This window comes from Budvicia diplopodorum (genome assembly GCF_009800925.1).
GTDB classification, from domain to species: domain Bacteria; phylum Pseudomonadota; class Gammaproteobacteria; order Enterobacterales; family Enterobacteriaceae; genus Budvicia; species Budvicia diplopodorum.
Genome location: NZ_WOYF01000024.1, coordinates 1 through 18,981, shown reverse-complemented (window position 1 = coordinate 18,981; position 18,981 = coordinate 1). Strand labels below are relative to the sequence as shown.

General features: G+C 50.1%; 16 protein-coding genes and 1 riboswitch. Of the genes, 7 read left to right on the top strand and 9 right to left on the bottom strand.

Annotation, left to right across the window (positions count from 1 at the left end; genetic code table 11):
- Positions 1-133: 133 nt before the first annotated feature.
- Positions 134-4,354: a DNA-directed RNA polymerase subunit beta' gene (rpoC, locus tag GVI43_RS15220; RefSeq protein WP_159567698.1), complete on the top strand. Its 4,221-nt coding sequence runs from the start codon at positions 134-136 to the stop codon at positions 4,352-4,354.
- A gap of 180 nt (positions 4,355-4,534) precedes the next feature.
- On the opposite strand, the gene thiH is transcribed toward rpoC, so the two are convergent.
- The 7 genes from thiH to rsd all read right to left on the bottom strand — a co-directional run bounded on the left by thiH (position 4,535) and on the right by rsd (position 10,865).
- The gene (thiH, locus tag GVI43_RS15215) at positions 4,535-5,671 is read right to left on the bottom strand and encodes a 2-iminoacetate synthase ThiH (protein WP_159567697.1); all 1,137 of its coding nucleotides are present in this window, start codon (positions 5,669-5,671) and stop codon (positions 4,535-4,537) included.
- On the bottom strand, positions 5,671-6,456 hold the full coding sequence (locus tag GVI43_RS15210; protein ID WP_159567696.1) for a thiazole synthase: 786 nt from the start codon (positions 6,454-6,456) through the stop codon (positions 5,671-5,673). Before GVI43_RS15210 ends, thiH begins: the two co-directional genes overlap by 1 nt.
- 2 nt (positions 6,457-6,458) lie before the next feature.
- Entirely contained in the window at positions 6,459-6,659 is a 201-nt protein-coding gene (thiS, locus tag GVI43_RS15205) for a sulfur carrier protein ThiS (protein WP_159567695.1), read from the bottom strand.
- Complete coding sequence (locus tag GVI43_RS15200; RefSeq protein WP_159567694.1) at positions 6,643-7,404, bottom strand: HesA/MoeB/ThiF family protein; 762 nt, start codon at positions 7,402-7,404, stop codon at positions 6,643-6,645. Before GVI43_RS15200 ends, thiS begins: the two co-directional genes overlap by 17 nt.
- Positions 7,388-8,077: a thiamine phosphate synthase gene (gene thiE / locus GVI43_RS15195; protein WP_159567693.1), complete on the bottom strand. Its 690-nt coding sequence runs from the start codon at positions 8,075-8,077 to the stop codon at positions 7,388-7,390. Before thiE ends, GVI43_RS15200 begins: the two co-directional genes overlap by 17 nt.
- Positions 8,067-10,031, bottom strand: a complete 1,965-nt coding sequence (gene thiC, locus GVI43_RS15190) for a phosphomethylpyrimidine synthase ThiC (protein ID WP_159567692.1) — start codon at positions 10,029-10,031, stop codon at positions 8,067-8,069. Before thiC ends, thiE begins: the two co-directional genes overlap by 11 nt.
- Before the next feature lie 98 nt (positions 10,032-10,129).
- Positions 10,130-10,245, bottom strand: a riboswitch (TPP riboswitch).
- 125 nt (positions 10,246-10,370) lie between these two features.
- Positions 10,371-10,865, bottom strand: coding sequence for a sigma D regulator (rsd, locus tag GVI43_RS15185; RefSeq protein ID WP_159567691.1), 495 nt, complete (start codon positions 10,863-10,865; stop codon positions 10,371-10,373).
- 108 nt (positions 10,866-10,973) lie between these two features.
- Between rsd and nudC the strand changes: the two genes are divergently transcribed.
- From nudC to GVI43_RS15155, 6 genes are all read left to right on the top strand, one after another.
- Entirely contained in the window at positions 10,974-11,750 is a 777-nt protein-coding gene (gene nudC / locus GVI43_RS15180) for an NAD(+) diphosphatase (protein ID WP_159567690.1), read from the top strand.
- Between the two features lie 132 nt (positions 11,751-11,882).
- A complete protein-coding gene (gene hemE / locus GVI43_RS15175) occupies positions 11,883-12,950 on the top strand; it encodes a uroporphyrinogen decarboxylase (RefSeq protein ID WP_159567689.1) in 1,068 nt (355 codons plus the stop codon).
- Positions 12,943-13,638 carry a deoxyribonuclease V gene (gene nfi, locus GVI43_RS15170; RefSeq protein ID WP_159567706.1) on the top strand — a complete coding sequence of 232 codons (696 nt, stop codon included), beginning with the start codon at positions 12,943-12,945 and terminating at the stop codon, positions 13,636-13,638. Before hemE ends, nfi begins: the two co-directional genes overlap by 8 nt.
- Before the next feature lie 79 nt (positions 13,639-13,717).
- A complete protein-coding gene (locus GVI43_RS15165) occupies positions 13,718-14,305 on the top strand; it encodes a YjaG family protein (RefSeq protein ID WP_159567688.1) in 588 nt (195 codons plus the stop codon).
- Positions 14,306-14,498: 193 nt separating this feature from the next.
- Positions 14,499-14,771, top strand: a complete 273-nt coding sequence (hupA, locus tag GVI43_RS15160; protein WP_159567687.1) for a nucleoid-associated protein HU-alpha — start codon at positions 14,499-14,501, stop codon at positions 14,769-14,771.
- A gap of 67 nt (positions 14,772-14,838) precedes the next feature.
- On the top strand, positions 14,839-15,489 hold the full coding sequence (locus GVI43_RS15155; protein ID WP_159567686.1) for a DUF1481 domain-containing protein: 651 nt from the start codon (positions 14,839-14,841) through the stop codon (positions 15,487-15,489).
- Positions 15,490-15,559: 70 nt separating this feature from the next.
- On the opposite strand, the gene purD is transcribed toward GVI43_RS15155, so the two are convergent.
- Positions 15,560-16,849, bottom strand: coding sequence for a phosphoribosylamine--glycine ligase (purD, locus tag GVI43_RS15150; RefSeq protein ID WP_159567685.1), 1,290 nt, complete (start codon positions 16,847-16,849; stop codon positions 15,560-15,562).
- 56 nt (positions 16,850-16,905) lie between these two features.
- On the bottom strand, positions 16,906-18,495 hold the full coding sequence (gene purH, locus GVI43_RS15145; RefSeq protein ID WP_159567684.1) for a bifunctional phosphoribosylaminoimidazolecarboxamide formyltransferase/IMP cyclohydrolase: 1,590 nt from the start codon (positions 18,493-18,495) through the stop codon (positions 16,906-16,908).
- Positions 18,496-18,981: the final 486 nt, after the last annotated feature.

Sequence of the window (18,981 nt, the reverse complement as noted above, 5' to 3'; positions counted from 1 at the left end):
TTCTAATATCCACCCCGGTTCGCCGGGGATGGTTGCAGGGCACAGGGGCGCTTAACCCCTTAATATCTGTTTAACTACAGGTTTAAGAACACGTTGAGCGCCCAACAGGTTTAACTCCGACAGGAGCCGATCCGTGAAAGATTTACTGAAGTTTTTGAAAGCTCAATCTAAGACCGAAGAGTTTGATGCGATTAAAATAGCGCTGGCTTCGCCAGACATGATCCGTTCTTGGTCTTTCGGCGAAGTTAAGAAGCCGGAAACCATCAACTACCGTACGTTCAAGCCTGAACGTGACGGCCTTTTCTGCGCCCGTATTTTCGGACCAGTAAAAGACTATGAATGCCTGTGCGGTAAGTACAAGCGTTTAAAACACCGCGGCGTCATTTGTGAAAAATGTGGCGTTGAAGTGACTCAGACCAAAGTACGTCGTGAGCGTATGGGCCATATTGAACTGGCTTCTCCGACTGCACACATTTGGTTCCTGAAATCACTGCCGTCCCGTATTGGCTTATTATTAGATATGCCACTGCGTGACATCGAGCGCGTACTGTACTTCGAATCTTATGTGGTTGTTGAAGGCGGTATGACCAACTTAGAGCGTCGTCAGATTCTGACTGAAGAGCAGTATCTAGACGCCCTTGAAGAGTTTGGTGATGAATTCGACGCGAAGATGGGCGCTGAGGCTATCCAGTCCCTGCTGAAAGGCATGGATCTTGAAGTCGAGTGTCAACAGCTGCGTGAAGAGTTAAATGAGACCAACTCTGAAACTAAACGTAAAAAGCTGACCAAGCGCGTTAAGTTATTGGAAGCATTCATTCAGTCAGGTAACAAACCTGAGTGGATGATTCTGACCGTTCTTCCGGTTCTTCCACCAGACTTACGTCCATTGGTACCGCTGGACGGAGGCCGCTTTGCGACTTCTGACCTGAACGATTTATATCGTCGCGTTATCAACCGTAACAACCGTCTGAAGCGTCTGTTGGATCTGGCTGCGCCAGATATCATCGTACGTAACGAAAAGCGTATGCTGCAAGAAGCAGTAGATGCGTTACTTGACAACGGTCGTCGCGGTCGTGCTATTACCGGTTCTAACAAGCGTCCTCTGAAATCTTTGGCCGATATGATCAAAGGTAAGCAGGGTCGTTTCCGTCAGAACCTGCTTGGTAAGCGCGTTGACTACTCGGGTCGTTCTGTTATCACCGTAGGTCCATACCTGCGTCTGCATCAGTGCGGTCTGCCTAAGAAGATGGCGTTAGAGCTATTTAAACCATTCATTTATGGCAAGCTTGAGCTACGTGGTTTAGCGACTACGATCAAAGCGGCCAAGAAAATGGTTGAGCGTGAAGAAGCCGTAGTATGGGATATTCTGGATGAAGTTATCCGTGAACACCCGGTGCTGCTGAACCGTGCTCCTACTCTGCACCGTTTAGGTATTCAGGCGTTTGAACCGGTTCTTATCGAAGGTAAAGCGATTCAGTTGCACCCATTAGTGTGTGCGGCATACAACGCCGACTTCGACGGTGACCAAATGGCCGTTCACGTACCGCTAACGCTGGAAGCCCAGCTGGAAGCGCGTGCGTTGATGATGTCTACCAATAACATTCTGTCTCCAGCGAACGGCGAGCCAATCATCGTTCCTTCTCAAGACGTTGTTCTGGGTCTGTACTACATGACTCGTGACAAAGTGAATGCGAAAGGCGAAGGCATGGTGTTAGGCGGACCTAATGAAGCCGAGCGCGTTTATCGTGCTGGCCACGCTGAACTGCATGCCCGCGTTAAAGTTCGTATTACTGAGTTTGAGAAAAGCCCAGAAGGCGAGTGGACTGAGAAGACGGGTCTGGTGGATACCACCGTTGGTCGCGCCATCCTATGGATGATCGTACCAAAAGGTCTGCCTTACTCGATCATCAACCAAGCGTTAGGCAAGAAAGCTATTTCTAAGATGATTAACACCTGTTATCGCATCTTAGGCCTGAAGCCAACGGTCATTTTTGCTGACCAAACGATGTATACCGGCTTTGCCTATGCGGCGCGCTCTGGTGCATCTGTTGGTATCGACGACATGGTTATTCCAGCTAAGAAAGCTGAAATCATCTCTGAAGCCGAAACCGAAGTGGCAGAAATCCAGCAACAGTTCCAAACTGGTCTGGTTACCGCCGGCGAACGTTATAACAAAGTTATCGATATCTGGGCTGCGGCTAACGAACGCGTTGCTAAAGCGATGATGGAAAACCTGTCTACTGAAACCGTGATTAATCGTCATGGTGAAGAAGAACAGCAGGTTTCTTTCAACAGCATCTTTATGATGGCTGACTCAGGTGCTCGTGGTTCGGCCGCACAGATTCGCCAGTTGGCGGGTATGCGTGGTCTGATGGCTAAGCCAGATGGCTCAATCATCGAAACCCCAATCACTGCGAACTTCCGTGAAGGCTTGAACGTACTTCAGTACTTCATCTCGACTCACGGTGCTCGTAAAGGCTTGGCGGATACCGCACTGAAAACGGCTAACTCTGGTTATCTGACCCGTCGTTTAGTTGACGTGGCACAGGATCTGGTAGTAATTGAAGATGACTGCGGAACCCATAACGGTATCGTTATGACTCCGGTTATCGAAGGCGGCGACGTTAAAGAACCTCTGCGTGAGCGCGTATTGGGTCGTGTTACCGCTGAAGACGTTCTCAAGCCGGGTACTGCTGATATTCTGGTTCCACGCAATACGCTACTGAATGAGAAATGGTGCGATCTGTTAGAAGAGCACTCCGTTGATATCATCAAGGTTCGTTCCGTGGTTAGCTGTGATACCGATTTCGGTGTTTGTGCTAACTGTTACGGACGTGACTTGGCGCGTGGCCACATTATCAACAAAGGTGAGGCTATCGGCGTTATCGCCGCTCAGTCCATCGGTGAGCCAGGTACACAGTTAACGATGCGTACGTTCCACATCGGTGGTGCGGCATCGCGTGCGGCAGCTGAATCAAGTATCCAGGTAAGAAATACCGGTACTCTGAAGCTGAAGAATGCGAAATTTGTTATCAACGCAGCGAAAAAACTGGTTATTACTTCACGTAATACCGAGCTGACGTTAATCGACGAATTTGGTCGTACCAAAGAAAGCTATAAAGTACCTTACGGCTCTGTGATGGCGAAAGGTGATGGTGTTGGAGTTGTTGGCGGCGAAACTGTTGCTAATTGGGATCCACATACCATGCCGGTTATTACTGAAGTAGGCGGCTTTATTCGCTTTACCGATATGGTCGATGGTCAGACGATTACCCGTCAGACTGACGACTTAACCGGCCTGTCTTCTATCGTTGTTCTGGAAGGCGCTGAACGTACCGGTAGTACTAAAGACCTGCGCCCTGCGCTGAAAATCGTTGATGCTAAAGGTAATGACGTACTGGTTCCTGGTACTGACATGCCTGCTCAATACTTCTTACCGGGTAAAACAATTATCCAGTTAGAAGACGGCGTTCAGATTGGTGCTGGTGATACGCTTGCCCGTATTCCACAAGAATCCGGCGGTACCCGCGATATTACCGGTGGTCTACCGCGCGTTGCCGATCTGTTCGAAGCGCGTCGTCCGAAAGAGCCTGCGATCCTTGCTGAAATCAGCGGCGTAATCTCGTTCGGTAAAGAGACTAAAGGTAAGCGTCGTTTAGTCATTACTCCGATAGACGGCAGTGAGCCATACGAAGAGATGATTCCTAAGTGGCGTCAGCTCAACGTGTTTGAAGGCGAGCTGGTTGAACGCGGTGATGTTGTTTCCGATGGTCCAGAGTCTCCACATGATATCCTGCGTCTGCGCGGCGTGCATGAGGTTACTCGTTACATCGTTAACGAAGTGCAGGAAGTTTACCGTTTGCAAGGCGTTAAGATTAACGATAAGCACATTGAAGTTATCGTTCGTCAGATGCTGCGCAAAGGGACGATTGTCCATCCGGGCAATACCGACTTCCTTGAAGGTGAACAGGCTGAGTTCTCCCGCATTAAGATTGCTAACCGTAATCTTGAAGCGAATGGAAAACTGGGCGCTACCTTTGCTCGTGACCTGCTGGGTATCACTAAAGCATCGTTGGCTACTGAATCCTTCATCTCTGCGGCTTCCTTCCAGGAAACAACTCGCGTGCTGACCGAAGCTGCGGTTGCCGGTAAGCGCGATGAGTTACGCGGTCTGAAAGAGAACGTTATCGTTGGTCGCCTGATTCCGGCGGGTACCGGTTACGCTTATCATCAGGAGCGTGCGCGTCGTCGTCACGTTGAAGATGTGATTGCTAGCCCACAGGTGAGTGCAGAAGAAGCAACGGCTAACTTAGCCGAGCTGCTGAATGCAGGACTTGGTAATAGCGACGATTAATTTCCCGCTGTTAGAATGTAAAAAACCGCCTCTCGGGGCGGTTTTTTTATGCATGCTGTCCGGTAGCGCCTGATGAGGGCAACCACCGGGGTACCGTACCTATGATGTTGATTTTCTCCCAATGCCCGCTTTTGGTATTATGCCAAGCTTCGCAAATATATGTTCTCCGTTGCCTCTGTTTTACTGATTTTGCGCAGTTCTTCCCAAGTATTTATCCCAGTCTTTCCACACTGGCTGCAATCCTCTGGCCGACAGGGCATCAGCGACCTGCTGCGGTGAACGGTTATCGTGGGGCGAAAACTGTTCCAGCTCCGGTTTAGCGTTAGCGTAGCCGCCGGGTTGGGTTTTGGATCCGGCGCTGACGCTATTAATTGCGAGAGGCACTACGCGATCGCGAAAGTACGGTGACTCTCTGGTCGACAGCGATAATTCCACTTCCGGAGCAAACAGGCGAAAAGCGCAGATTAGCTGAACCAGCTGTGGGTCGTCCATTAATGACGCGGGCTGTATGCCACCGGCGCAGGGGCGTAGGCGCGGGAACGAAATAGAGTACCGGCTTTGCCAGTAGCGCTTTTGTAGAAAACTCAAATGTTCAGCCAGAAAGTAGCAGTCAGTACGCCAGTCTTTAGATAGCCCAATCAGGGCGCCGAGCCCGATTTTATCAATGCCCGCCTGACCGAGCCTCTCTGGCGTAGCCAAGCGCCAAAAGAAATCCTGCTTATGGCCTTTGAGATGATGCTGTTGATAGGTAAGGGCGTTATAGGTTTCTTGGTAAACCATCACGCCGTCTAGCCCCAGCGTTTTCAACCCGGCGTAATCTTCGGTGGAAAGCGGCTGAACTTCCATCATCAACGAACTGAATTTTTGGCGAATCAACGGCAGGTGCTGGCGAAAATAGTCCATGCCAACTTTTTGTTGATGCTCACCGGTGACCAGCAGCACATGCTGATAGCCCATGGCGCTAAGCGCATCGCATTCCCGGTTAATTTCTTCGGCATTCAGCGTTTTGCGTTTAATACGGTTGCTCATTGAAAAACCGCAGTACGTACAATCGTTGGAGCATAGGTTCGAGAGATAGAGCGGGGCATACAAACCAACGGTATGGCCAAAACGCTGCCGAGTCAGGCGTTGAGCTTCCTGAGCCATTTGCTCTAAATAGGGCTGTGCGGCAGGAGAGATTAGCGCCATGAAATCATTGGCACTACGCCGCTGGCTTGCAAGGGCGCGCTGTACATCGACCCCTGTTTTACCGTAGAGGCTTAGCGTAATGTCCTGCCAGTTCATGGCCTGCCAGCGATCGCGGAATTCATTTTTCATCAGTTACCTGCTTGACCGGCGCTAAGAAAGGCAGTCAGCGGGCTTGACGCCGATGCGCTGGCATTATGGCGCACCGCGCTCGGGCCTGACTGGCGGGCAAGGTACCCGGCTTCAACGGCTAGCCGAAAAGCGTTCGCCATACCGACCGGATCGCCGGAAACCGCAATTGCGGTATTGACCAACACGGCATCGGCTCCCAGCTCCATAGCCTGCGCCGCCTGACTCGGACAGCCAATTCCAGCATCTACAATCACCGGTACCGTGGACTGTTCGATGATCATTTTGAGGAATTCTTCCGTTTTTAGCCCCAGATTAGAGCCAATCGGTGCGCCAAGCGGCATCACGGCGGCACAGCCCACGTTTTCTAACCGTTTACATAGCACCGGATCGGCACTGCAATAAGGCAAAACGATGAACCCTTGCTTAACCAGCTCTTCGGCCGCCAGCAGGGTTTCTATTGGGTCTGGCAGCAAGTATCGAACGTCCGGATGAATTTCCAACTTTAGCCAGTTGGTGCCAAACGCTTCTCTGGCTAACCGGGCGGCGAAAATAGCTTCAGCGGCAGTTTTAGCCCCAGAGGTATTGGGCAGAAGTTTAATGCCGGAACGCTGTAATGGAGCCAGAACCGCATCGTCACTATTGGTGAGATCGACCCGTTTCATGGCCATGGTTGCCAGCTGTGAACCCGAGGCGGCAATGGCTTTTTCCATTATTGTGGAGGATGAAAACTTTCCGGTACCGACAAATAAGCGGGATGTAAACGTCGTTTCTGCGATGGTAAGCATGTTCAACCTCCTGCGATGGCCTGAAACAGTAAAATATTATCGCCGTGGTGCAATGAATAGCTGTGCCATTCGGCCCGCGGTTGGATCACGTGATTTACGGCTACGGCTATGCCCAGCGGTGATTGACCAAGCTGCTGGAGCAGGTCATGGAGGGTTGCTCCGGTTTCAGTTTCGACAGGTGAATCATTAACAAGAATTTTCATGCTGGCCTCCGCATACCGCACAGGCAGGATCTTTCCGTAGCTGAAGGGTGGTCCATGCGTGTTTTTTACCGTCAAATAGCTGCAACTTTCCGTCCAATGCAGAGAGGGAACCCGCCAGCATTTTGATGGCTTCCAGCGCCTGTAACGAACCGATGGCGCCAACCATCGGGCCCAATACGCCGGAGGTTTGACAGTTGCGGATTGGCTCTTCCGGCTCCGGATAGAGGCAGGCATAGCAGCCCTGTTCAAACGGCGGCGTTAATACCAATAGTTGTCCGCTAAAGCTGACGGCGCTGCCGCTGACTAACGGCACCCGATGCTCAATGCAGGCGGCGTTTACCGCATGGCGGGTGGCCATATTGTCACAGCAGTCCAGAACCAGCTCCGAGCGTTTAACCAGTTCTTCCAGATTGTCAGCGGTCAGGCGTCGTTGTTCAATGCGGTAGTTTACTTCCGGATTCAGCGCCCGTAGCCGTTCTCTGGCCAGCTCGGCTTTGGGCCGTTTAATATCGGCGGTACGAAACAAAATCTGGCGCTGTAGGTTAGTCAAATGAAGCTGGTCATCATCGGCCAGAATCATATTTCCAACGCCGGCGGCGGCTAGATAAAGCGAGACCGGAGAGCCCAGTCCCCCAAGGCCGACAATCAATACCGTTGACCGTTTTAGCCGGGCTTGTCCTTCTGGCCCGATATCTTCCAGCAGTAGCTGGCGACTGTAACGCAAGAACTCACGGTCGTTGAGCATCGCGGTCCTCCTTATGTTCAATCAAGGCGAGCAGTTTCGCCGTTGCCTTGCGCCAGTCCTGTGCTTGAGTAATCGCGCTGACCACCGCCACGCTGCCAACGCCACAGGCTAAAACATCGTTAACCCGATCGATACTGATGCCTCCAATGGCCACCGTCGGATAGTCAGGAATAGTCGCTACGTGGCGTTTTAGTTCAGCCAGCCCTTGGGGCGTTGACGGCATGTCTTTAGTCTGAGTGGGAAAAATATGGCCCAGCGCGATATAAGAGGGGCGAACTGCGACGGCCCGGGCCAGTTCATCGTCGTCATGGGTTGAAACGCCAAGCCGTAAACCCGCCCGATGGATTGCTTTCAGATCGGCGGTTAGCAGGTCTTCCTGACCGAGGTGAATACCATAGGCTTGATGTTTAACCGCCAGCCGCCAGTAGTCATTAATAAACAGGCGGGCGTTGAAGCGCTTACCTAGCGCAATAGCCCGCTGGACTATCGCTTCTACGTCGGACTCTTTTTGATTTTTAATCCGTAGCTGAATGGTGGTGACGCCCGTATTTAACAGGAGTTCGATCCATTCCAGCGTATCCACCACCGGGTATAGCCCCAGCTTTTTCTCCGTTGGCATGAAAGGCGTTTCAGGCAGAGGAGGCAGCCCGGCTAATCGTTGTTTATTTACCATGGGTATTTTCCTCTGTAGTCACCCGTTCTTGGGCAGCCATCGTGGCGGGTTGGTAGATTTCACCGCCGTGAGAACGAAATACGTTAGCCATTTGGGCCATGCCCGACTCTTTGACGTCAATTGCCCGCACTTCTGTCTGCACTTCCGCCTGCGATTGCCCTTTGGCAAATTCTCTGACTTGCTGTGAGATTTTCATTGAACAGAATTTAGGCCCGCACATTGAGCAGAAGTGGGCGATTTTGCCAGAAGCCTGAGGCAGGGTTTCATCGTGATAAGAACGGGCGGTTTCTGGATCTAACGCCAGATTAAACTGGTCCTCCCAGCGAAATTCGAAGCGCGCTTTAGACATAGCGTTATCGCGAATTTGTGCGCCGGGGTGGCCTTTAGCCAAATCGGCGGCGTGGGCGGCGATTTTATAGGTGATAAGGCCCTGCTTAACGTCCTGTTTGTTGGGTAAGCCTAAGTGCTCTTTGGGCGTGACGTAACACAGTATGGCGCAGCCAAACCAGCCGATAAGCGCCGCACCGATGCCGGAAGTAAAGTGGTCGTATCCGGGCGCAATGTCGGTTGTTAATGGCCCGAGCGTATAGAACGGTGCTTCATGGCAGTGTTCTAACTGCTCGGTCATATTGCGGTAGATCATATGCATCGGTACGTGGCCTGGGCCTTCAATCATCACCTGAACGTCATACTCCCAGGCGATTTTGGTCAGTTCACCCAGCGTATGAAGTTCCGCAAACTGGGCCTCATCGTTAGCATCCTGAATCGAACCCGGACGCAGGCCGTCGCCCAGCGACAGGGAAACGTCGTACTGGCTGCAAATCTCACAGATATCGCGAAAATGTTGGTACAGAAAGTTTTCCTGATGATGTGACAGGCACCATTTTGCCATGATGGAACCGCCGCGTGAGACTATGCCGGTAAGGCGTTTGGCGGTCATCGGTACGTAACGTAGCTGCACGCCAGCGTGGATAGTAAAGTAGTCAACGCCCTGTTCGGCCTGCTCAATCAATGTGTCTTTAAACACCGCCCAGTTGAGGTGTTCCGCAATGCCGTTCACTTTCTCTAATGCCTGATAAATCGGTACGGTGCCAATGGGAACCGGGCTATTGCGGATGATCCATTCGCGGGTTTCATGAATATAGCGCCCGGTAGACAGATCCATCACGGTGTCCGCCCCCCAACGGGTTGACCAGACTAGCTTTTCCACTTCTTCTTCAATCGACGATGTGAGGGCTGAATTACCAATATTGGCATTCACTTTCACCAGAAAGTTGCGGCCGATAATCATCGGTTCAGATTCAGGATGGTTAATGTTCAGGGGAATAATAGCCCGCCCGGCGGCCACTTCATCGCGCACAAACTCTGGCGTGATATTTTCCGGCAGCGCCGCGCCAAAGCTTTGGCCAGCATGTTGCTGTTTAATAACGTCCGTGCGGATGCGCTCCCTGCCCATATTTTCACGAATGGCAATGAATTCCATTTCCGGTGTGACAATACCGGCTCTGGCGTAGTGCAACTGTGTTACCCGTTTACCGTCGGCCGCTTTTCTTGGCGCGGGTAGGCGGGCGTAGCGCAGGTGGTCTAGCCCCTCATCTGCCAACCGCTGTTGGGTAAACTGGGAACTAACGTGCGTTAACTGTTGGGTATCGTTACGTTCAGCGATCCATTGGCTACGCACTGGCGGTAGGCCATGATGAACGTCCAGCGTTGACTGCGGATCGCCGTACGGGCCTGAGGTGTCATAAATCGGTACCGGTTCATTGTTTTCAAATTTCGGGCCGTCATCCGTTTCGCCAATTAGCGTTGGCGTAAGCTGAATTTCACGCATGGGAACGCGTAAATCAGGCCGGGAACCCTGAAGATAGATACGTTGAGAGTTGGGAAAGGCACTACCCTGAAGCCGATCGATAAATTGTTGCGCCTGAGCGCGTTGGGTTCTTCTGTTAGACATAGCAACATCCTAATTAAAAATAAGAATTGCTTGTCTGGAGCTCGGGCGGGAGTAACGGGTAAGGCCAGAAAACGGTGATTTGTGATTCAGCTTACCTGAATGAAATTACTCTTGTTCCCTTCGCGGGTATTAGCCCGATCAGGTTCCGCGGATCCCGAATTAACGGTCTCAGCCTGTGCTCCACAAAGAACACTAGGCACTCCGACAAGATGAGTCACCAACAAAGGCGACGGATAACAGTATAAGTAACCGCTAAAAAACCACAAGGGTGTTATAGGGCTACTTTATACACAGATATTTAAACGTGCTAAAGATTGTTTCTGGCAGCCATGTCGTAAACTATTTTTGCTCTGTAGGCGCTCGATGGCTGACCCAGCTATCGATAGCTTCTTGAATCAGTTTATCTTCCAGCGTAAAACGTCTTTCCAGCAGTTCACCAACCGTTGAAAGATCTTCATGCAGCTGTAATATGGTGTCTTCGTTGATACCTTTTTCAACGTAGTTGTCATAAAACGCCATGATTTTTTGGGTATTCTCTTCCAGCAACGGATAGAGTTTTTTCCCGGTAGCTAAGTTTGGGCTGGATGTGCCTTCTTCCTGAACGACAATGCGATCGTAAATATGGAAGTGGCAGGAAGATAAGTAATCCACCAGATGATGGCCGAAGGTGATAAGCGCTTTCTCATCGAGCGGAATATTATTTTCTTTGTTGGGCTTAATACCAACCAGACTGTAATAGGTAACGAGTAACGTTTTGCGCGATTCTAGCCATTGGTCAATCAGTTTGTTACTACCGCCAACGCGCTCGGCTAAGCTTTCTAATCGGTTTAACATATATAGGTTCCGGAAAAATCTAAACAATAAGAGTTAAAGAGAAAGTTAAAGTAATGTAAGGCTATTGTTGTTAGATTGCCAGCAAATTAAGAGGTTAACAATAGAGTTATGGAGCAACGTTTACAAGGTGATGAATCCGGCTGGTGGTTATTAAGCTATGCGGGCAAATTATGGTTACCAAAAGGTGAGATTCCACACGGTTTAGCGCGTGAATTTGGCCTATCGAATGAAAATGCTCATCGCATTGGTGAATGGCAAAGTGAGTCCGTTTGGCTGGTTTGCAAAGAGAAGGCCAAAGAGATGATGTCTGTTCGCCAACTGCTTGATGAAGACCGAGGGCTTTTCCAACTGGCAGGGCGGGCGGTTCAACTGGAAGCGTTTTATCGGGCACATAAGTTTTGTGGCTATTGTGGGCAAGAAATGTACGTCAGCGAACGGGAGTGGGCCTGCCTGTGTAACCATTGCCGTCAGCGCTATTACCCGCAAATCGCGCCCTGCATTATTGTTGCGATTCGCCGGGAAGACAGAATTTTATTGGCTCAGCATAACCGTCATCGGGGTGGTATTTACACGGCACTCGCCGGTTTCGTTGAGGTTGGTGAAACGCTGGAACAGGCAGTGGCCCGAGAAGTGATGGAAGAGAGTAATATCAACGTGACTAACTTGCGTTATATCTCTTCTCAACCTTGGCCGTTCCCTCATTCTTTGATGATGGCTTATATGGCGGATTATGACAGTGGGGATCTCAAAATCGATACCTCAGAGCTGCTCGATGCGGACTGGTTTCGTTACGATCGGCTGCCTCAGCTACCGCCTTCTGGCACGATTGCCCGTAGGCTGATTGAAGACACGATTGCGCTGTGCCGCGCAGAACAAGAGCTGTAGTTGCTCTATGTAGTTCTTCGATGTAGCTACTCGATATCGTTGCGAAGCTCAAATGCCGTGGGCTTATCCGTCTCTATAGGAAGCGCATCTGGCATGCTACAATGGGCGTAATACCCGAAGGATAAAAAAATAATGAATGAATTAAAAAACGATCGTTATCTGCGTGCATTATTACGCCAGCCTGTTGATGTAACCCCCGTTTGGATGATGCGTCAGGCAGGCCGCTATTTGCCTGAATATAAAGCGACTCGCGCACAAGCTGGCGATTTTATGTCTTTGTGCAAAAACGCTGAGCTGGCCTGCGAAGTGACTTTGCAGCCACTGCGTCGTTATGCGCTGGATGCGGCCATTTTGTTTTCCGATATTTTAACTATTCCCGATGCCATGGGGCTTGGTCTGTATTTTGAAAACGGTGAGGGCCCCCGTTTTCAGCATCCGATTACCTGTCGCGCCGACGTCGACCGTCTGCCGGTACCGGATCCAGAGCTGGAACTGGGCTATGTGATGAATGCGGTTCGTACCATTCGCCACAGTCTAGCCGGGCAGGTTCCGCTGATCGGTTTTTCCGGCAGTCCGTGGACGCTGGCTACCTATATGGTTGAAGGCGGTAGTAGTAAGGCCTTTACCAAAATTAAAAAAATGATGTACGCCGATAGCCAGACGCTGCATAAGCTGCTGGACAAACTGGCCGATAGCGTCATTTTGTATCTGAATGCTCAGATTAAAGCCGGTGCGCAGTCGGTGATGATTTTTGATACTTGGGGTGGCGTGTTGACCGGTCGCGACTATCGGGAATTTTCTCTGGCCTATATGCATAAAATCGTAGATGGCCTGATTCGTGAGAACGATGGCCGACGCGTGCCGGTTACGCTGTTTACTAAAGGCGGCGGCCAGTGGCTGGAAGCCATGGCGGATACAGGCTGTGACGCATTGGGCCTAGACTGGACTACCGATATTGCTGATGCACGTAAGCGGGTGGGCGATCGCGTTGCGCTACAGGGTAATATGGATCCATCAATGCTATACGCTCCAGCTGCACGCATTGAAGACGAAGTGGCGACTATACTGGCCGGTTTCGGCTCAGGTAGCGGTCACGTGTTTAATTTGGGTCACGGTATTCATCAGGATGTACCACCTGAGAATGCGGGCGTATTTGTTGAAGCTGTGCATAACCTGTCTGGCAAATATCACCATGATTGATACTGCATCACTTCGCGCACAGCAAACGGAGATAGCTCAGCGGATCGTTCGTCGTGACGATCTGGGTTTTACTGAGCCTCAGTGGATTGCCGGAGTGGATGTCGGTTTTGAAGATGAAGGTACTATCACCAGAGCGGCGATCGCGGTACTCAGTTATCCGAATCTGGAGTTAGTTGAGTATCAGATCGCCAGAATTCCCACCTCGATTCCTTATATTCCGGGCCTGCTTTCTTTTCGAGAATGCCCGGCGCTGGTGGCGGCGTGGCGGCAGTTAAACCATAAACCCCAGCTCGTCTTCGTTGACGGTCAGGGTATCGCTCATCCTCGTCGGCTTGGCGTTGCCAGCCATTTCGGGCTGCTGGTTGATATACCGACCATTGGCGTGGCAAAAAGCCGACTGAGCGGTAAGCATCAGCCTTTAGACGATGTAACCGGTGCGCTTGAGCCATTGGTGGATAAATCAGAGCAGCTTGGCTGGGTGTGGAATAGCAAGCAACGCTGTAAGCCCCTCTATATTTCTCTCGGACATCGTGTCAGTCAGGAAACGGCGCTGAGCTGGGTTAAACGCTGTATGCGTGGCTACCGCTTGCCTGAGCCAACCCGCTGGGCCGATGCGATTGCTTCTCGGCGCCCGGCATTTGTCCGCTGGCTGAAACGGCATCCAGATGTAAGTGGCGTGACTAATTAGCATGCCGACACTGGGGTGATGTATTCCAAATAGGGCGCTGATAGCGCCGATAACCATTTAATATTAATGAGATCTTTGCATGTTGCGTAACCCGATTCACAAACGTATGGAAAAGCTGGGCAGCTGGCAGCATTACACTTTTATGGCTTGTCTGTGTGAGCGAATGTACCCCAATTATCAGGCCTTCTGCCATCAGACAGGGTTCGGTGAGGCCGCGGTTTATCGCCGGATTTTAGATTTAGTCTGGGAAACTCTGGTAATCAAAGGGGCGAAGATTAATTTTGATAGTCAGCTTGAAAAGCTGGAAGATGCGATTCCTGATGCGGATGCGTTCGAGGTTTATGGCGTTCATCCTGCCATTGATGCATGCGTTGCGTTAAGCGAATTAATTCATGCCCACCTTAGCGGTGAAACGCTGGAACACGCCATTGAGGTGAGTGAATTATCAATTCGCACCGTCGCTATGCTAGAAATGAGTCAGGCAGATAAAGAAATGACCGATGATGAGCTTAAAGCGCTCCCACTCATTGAGAATGAGCTTGACGTTCAGTGGGAGATTTTTCGTTTATTGGTCGAGTGTGAAGAACGAGACATTGAGTTGATTAAAGGGCTTAGATCTGACTTGAAAGAGGCTGCAACGAGCAATATTGGCATAAATTTGGCCTAATAGATGGTAAAACGTGATTTAGGGCCTAAATAATAGCATCTTAAGGCTTCACAGCGGTCCGCTATTGGTCTACATTTGTCTTGCCTTTAACAAATTGGCAATCGAGGCGGTTGATACAGAGGAAACAACGATGTTCTCTCTCCTCCCGTTTTCGATACATTGCATGCAATAAAATATACTGTAAGGATAATTTATGAACAAGACTCAACTAATTGATGTAATTGCGGACAAGGCTGGTATTACCAAAGCACAAGCCAAAGCGGCTCTGGAATCAACCTTAGGCGCTATTACTGAGTCTCTGAAAGGCGGTGACCCAGTGCAACTGGTTGGTTTTGGTACATTTAAAGTGAATCACCGTAATGCCCGTACCGGTCGTAACCCACAGACTGGTAAAGAAATTCAAATTGCTGCTGCTAACGTTCCAGCATTTGTTTCTGGCAAAGCGCTGAAAGAAGCTGTTAAGTAAGTTAACAGTGACACTACAGATAAAAAAAGGGGCATTATGCCCCTTTTATTTATTCAGTATTTAACCAATGATTAGACAAACGATTATTGCCAGTATCGTATTACTCCTGTTAACCGGGTGTAGCTCTACTCGGCGGCCGCCCGTGCTGGAAGCTAACGGCTATATTGCCGATCAAGGCGTGATGCGGATTTGGCGGAAAGTCAGCGGTGACGGTCAACCTATTGGTATGATGAGCGTTTATACGCCCTATAGCGGCGATACTATTGCTACTTCCTATGAATATACTGACGGTAATTTGAGCCTGGTTCGTAGTACGGTTCAGGTTAAAGATGGCCAGCGTACAGTATTACGGTTGGACGACCAGGGTAATCCAAGTTTTATGCAACGCCAAATGGTTGGCTACAATGAGCAGCTCTCTTCCGACGATATTCTCCGCCTTCAATATGAAGAACAAAAAATCCGTAACATCAGTACGTCACTGTCTGCGGGAAAAATTCGATTATATCAAGGCCGTATTCATAACGGCGTTATTACCACCTGCGCAGGTGAAGATGTCAGGCTCAATTTTTCCCAACCCCAGCAGGCATGGCTAGAAAGACGAGTGCGTAACGGCGGTAAACTAAGCTTGGCTTGGCTAAGCGCTCCACGTGGTCTCGAATTGTTGCTGGTGGCGAATGAAGACTTTTGTCAGTGGGAACCTACGCTGGAAATTTTTTGATTTTTTGTCGATATGACCAAATTATAAAAGGTCGCTCCGATGAGCGACCTTTTGCATTCTCAATCCGGAATTAGCGCTTTTTCTCGCGCGCAATAGCCCGATAGCCGATATCTGTGCGGTAGAAACAGCCGTCCCAGTGGATATCTTTTATTAACTGATAGGCCCTCTGCTGAGCTTGTACGACTGAATCACCCAGCGCGGTAGCGCACAGTACTCTGCCGCCGTGAGTCACAACATGGCACTCTTTTAACCGTGTACCTGCGTGAAATATTTTTCCGTCGCTGGCTTCTTCGGTAGGCAGGCCGGTAATCACATCATCGATTCTATAGTCACCGGGGTAGCCTCCGGCGGTTAATACTACACCCAGTGCCGCCCGGGGATCCCAGTCGGAGCTTTTCTCGTTCAGCTTACCTACCGCACCTGCCAGACAAAGCTCGACCAGATCGGATTTCATCCGTAGCATGATTGGCTGAGTTTCAGGATCGCCAAAACGGCAGTTGAACTCGATCACTTTCGGGTTGCCTGCGTCATCGATCATCAGACCGGCGTAGAGAAAGCCGGTATAGGAGTTACCTTCAGCTTCCATTCCTTTTACCGTAGGCCAGATAACCCGATCCATGACCCTCTGGTGGACTTCATCCGTCACGACCGGTGCCGGGGAATATGCCCCCATGCCGCCGGTATTGGGACCGGCATCGCCATCATAAACGCGTTTGTGGTCTTGGCTGGTTGCCATCGGTAATACATTCTTACCGTCGACCATGACAATGAAGCTAGCTTCTTCTCCCGAGAGGAACTCTTCAACCACAATGCGATGACCTGCATCGCCAAAAGCATTGCCTTCCAACATATCTTTGGCCGCGGCTTCGGCTTCTTCCTGCGTCATCGCAACAATAACGCCTTTACCTGCGGCAAGGCCATCAGCTTTGATGACAATGGGCGCACCCTTCAGACGAATATATTCCAGCGCCTTTTTGATATCGGTAAAATTCTGATATTCAGCGCTGGGAATGTTATGGCGGGCCAAAAAGTCTTTAGTAAACGCTTTTGAACCTTCAAGCTGAGCGGCGGCTTGGGTAGGGCCAAAGACCGTTAGACCAACGTTATTGAAAGCATCAACGATACCTTTAACCAGCGGAGCTTCCGGGCCAACAATCGTCAGTCCGATATGTTCACTTTGTGCGAAATGAACCAACGCCTCGATATCCGTTGGCTGAATGGGGATGTTACAAAGATTAGCCTCCAGCTCGGTGCCTGCATTGCCCGGTGCGACAAACACTTTATCCGCTAACGGTGATTGAGCGGCTTTCCATGCCAAGGCGTGTTCCCGACCGCCGTTACCAATAATGAGTATATTCATTTTTGTTGCTCCAAAACGGTGAGTGGCGCGCTAAGGGTGCCACTTAATAATGATGTTTAATGACGGAAGTGGCGCATGTCAGTAAAAATCATGGCAATGCCGTGTTCGTTGGCCGCTGCGATAACTTCATCATCTCTGATGGAACCGCCGGGCTGAATGACGCAGGTAATACCCACGGACGCGGCGGCATCTATACCATCGCGGAACGGGAAGAACGCATCGGATGCCATAACCGCTCCGGCAACCTGAAGATTTTCGTCTTCGGCTTTAATACCGGCAATTTTTGCGGAGTAAACCCGGCTCATTTGCCCTGCACCTATGCCGATAGTCATGTTATCGCGGGCATAGACAATGGCGTTTGATTTAACAAACTTAGCCACTTTCCAGCAAAACAGAGCATCGTTAAGCTCTTTTGCCGTTGGCTGGCGCTCGGTAACCACTTTAAGGTCAGATTCGTTGACCATTCCAAGATCGCGATCCTGAACTAATAGCCCGCCGTTAACCCGTTTAAAATCGAGTGCTGGAACTCTTTCTGCCCACTGCCCACAGCTTAAAACCCGGATATTTTGTTTCGCTGCCAGTAATGCCTGCGCCTGTGAACTCACGCTCGGAGCAATAATGACTTCAACAAACTGGCGGCTGATAATTGCTTGTGCAGTTTTGGCATCAAGCTCTTGGTTAAAGGCAATAATGCCACCGAAAGCGGACGTCGGATCGGTCTGATAAGCGCGTTCATAGGCATTTAAAATAGAATCGCCAAGAGCAACGCCGCATGGGTTTGCGTGTTTAACGATAACGCAGGCCGGTTGGGTGAATTCTTTTACACATTCCAGAGCGGCGTCAGTGTCGGCAATATTGTTATAGGAGAGCGCCTTACCCTGAAGCTGATGCGCGGTAGCAACAGAAGCTTCATGTAGTTCCTGTTCAACATAGAATGCGGCCTGCTGATGACCATTTTCTCCGTAACGCATATCTTGCTTCTTTATATAGCTAAGATTCAGAGTACGGGAGAAGCGACCTGAAGGCTTATCCGTTTCACCGAAATAAGGTGGAACCAATGCGCCGAAGTAGTTAGCGATCGTGCCATCATAGGCTGCGGTATGTTCAAAAGCACGTATGGCCAGATCAAAGCGGGTTTCGTCGCTGAGCCCGCCTTTGGTGGCGTCCATTTCGTTGATGACCCGTTGGTAGTCTCCGCTGTTGACAACAATGGTGACATCTTTATGATTTTTTGCCGCTGAGCGCACCATGGTTGGCCCACCTATATCAATATTTTCGACAGCATCAGCTAACGAACAATCTTTACGGGCGACGGTTTGGGCAAATGGATAAAGGTTAACGACCACCATATCTATTGGCTCAATATGGTGTTGCGCCATAATTTCGTCATCTATACCGCGCCGGCCTAAGATCCCACCGTGTACCTTTGGATGCAGCGTTTTCACGCGGCCATCCATCATTTCAGGGAAACCGGTGTAGTCAGAAACCTCGGTGACCGAAAGCCCCGCATCGGCCAGCAGTTTGGCGGTTCCTCCGGTAGACAGTAGCTCAACGCCGCGAAGAGAAAGCGCCTGAGCGAATTCAACGATACCCGTTTTATCAGAAACGCTTAAAAGGGCGCGGCGGATAGGACGAAATGGCTGCATAACTGATGGTTTCCTATTGGCTTTTCAGAGTGAAAATAGAGTTTGATAGATTATGCTGAGTTAAAAATAACAAAATATTCGATCGGATCACGATTTTTACCGACAATTTTTCCGTTAATTTGCTGAACCGGATTGTAACGAAAACGTTTGCGTCACGCTCGTGATATTTTTATTTTTTAGTCACTTGTGGATAAGTCTGTGTAAAACTCGGTATAAAGCGGGGTTTTGCTGTGTAATGCAGCAAACAGACAATTTTTCTCTAATTTGTTATTGCAGCTCTCATTAAACTGCCTATAATGCGCCTCCATTGAACGGCATTATTGATGTAGTTCAATGGAGCAAAAATAATTTGACTCTAAAACGGGTTAGCGTATTATTCGCAGCCCGTGTTGCAGGAAGTTTCTTCCCCGCACACCGCTCTTTAACAATTTATCAGACAATCTGTGTGGGCACTCACAAGACGGTATCATAGCCACTCCGGTGGCA

Bases quoted from the DNA above. Each gene is read 5' to 3' on its own strand.
- thiH (WP_159567697.1), bottom strand. From the start codon at position 5,671: ATGAAAAATGAATTCCGCGATCGCTGGCAGGCCATGAACTGGCAGGAC.
- nudC (WP_159567690.1), top strand. From the start codon at position 10,974: ATGGAGCAACGTTTACAAGGTGATGAATCCGGCTGGTGGTTATTAAGC.
- GVI43_RS15210 (WP_159567696.1), bottom strand. From the start codon at position 6,456: ATGCTTACCATCGCAGAAACGACGTTTACATCCCGCTTATTTGTCGGT.
- GVI43_RS15165 (WP_159567688.1), top strand. From the start codon at position 13,718: ATGTTGCGTAACCCGATTCACAAACGTATGGAAAAGCTGGGCAGCTGG.
- GVI43_RS15200 (WP_159567694.1), bottom strand. From the start codon at position 7,404: ATGCTCAACGACCGTGAGTTCTTGCGTTACAGTCGCCAGCTACTGCTG.
- hemE (WP_159567689.1), top strand. From the start codon at position 11,883: ATGAATGAATTAAAAAACGATCGTTATCTGCGTGCATTATTACGCCAG.
- thiC (WP_159567692.1), bottom strand. From the start codon at position 10,031: ATGTCTAACAGAAGAACCCAACGCGCTCAGGCGCAACAATTTATCGAT.
- thiE (WP_159567693.1), bottom strand. From the start codon at position 8,077: ATGGTAAATAAACAACGATTAGCCGGGCTGCCTCCTCTGCCTGAAACG.
- hupA (WP_159567687.1), top strand. From the start codon at position 14,499: ATGAACAAGACTCAACTAATTGATGTAATTGCGGACAAGGCTGGTATT.
- rsd (WP_159567691.1), bottom strand. From the start codon at position 10,865: ATGTTAAACCGATTAGAAAGCTTAGCCGAGCGCGTTGGCGGTAGTAAC.
- nfi (WP_159567706.1), top strand. From the start codon at position 12,943: ATGATTGATACTGCATCACTTCGCGCACAGCAAACGGAGATAGCTCAG.
- GVI43_RS15155 (WP_159567686.1), top strand. From the start codon at position 14,839: ATGATTAGACAAACGATTATTGCCAGTATCGTATTACTCCTGTTAACC.
- purH (WP_159567684.1), bottom strand. From the start codon at position 18,495: ATGCAGCCATTTCGTCCTATCCGCCGCGCCCTTTTAAGCGTTTCTGAT.
- purD (WP_159567685.1), bottom strand. From the start codon at position 16,849: ATGAATATACTCATTATTGGTAACGGCGGTCGGGAACACGCCTTGGCA.
- thiS (WP_159567695.1), bottom strand. From the start codon at position 6,659: ATGAAAATTCTTGTTAATGATTCACCTGTCGAAACTGAAACCGGAGCA.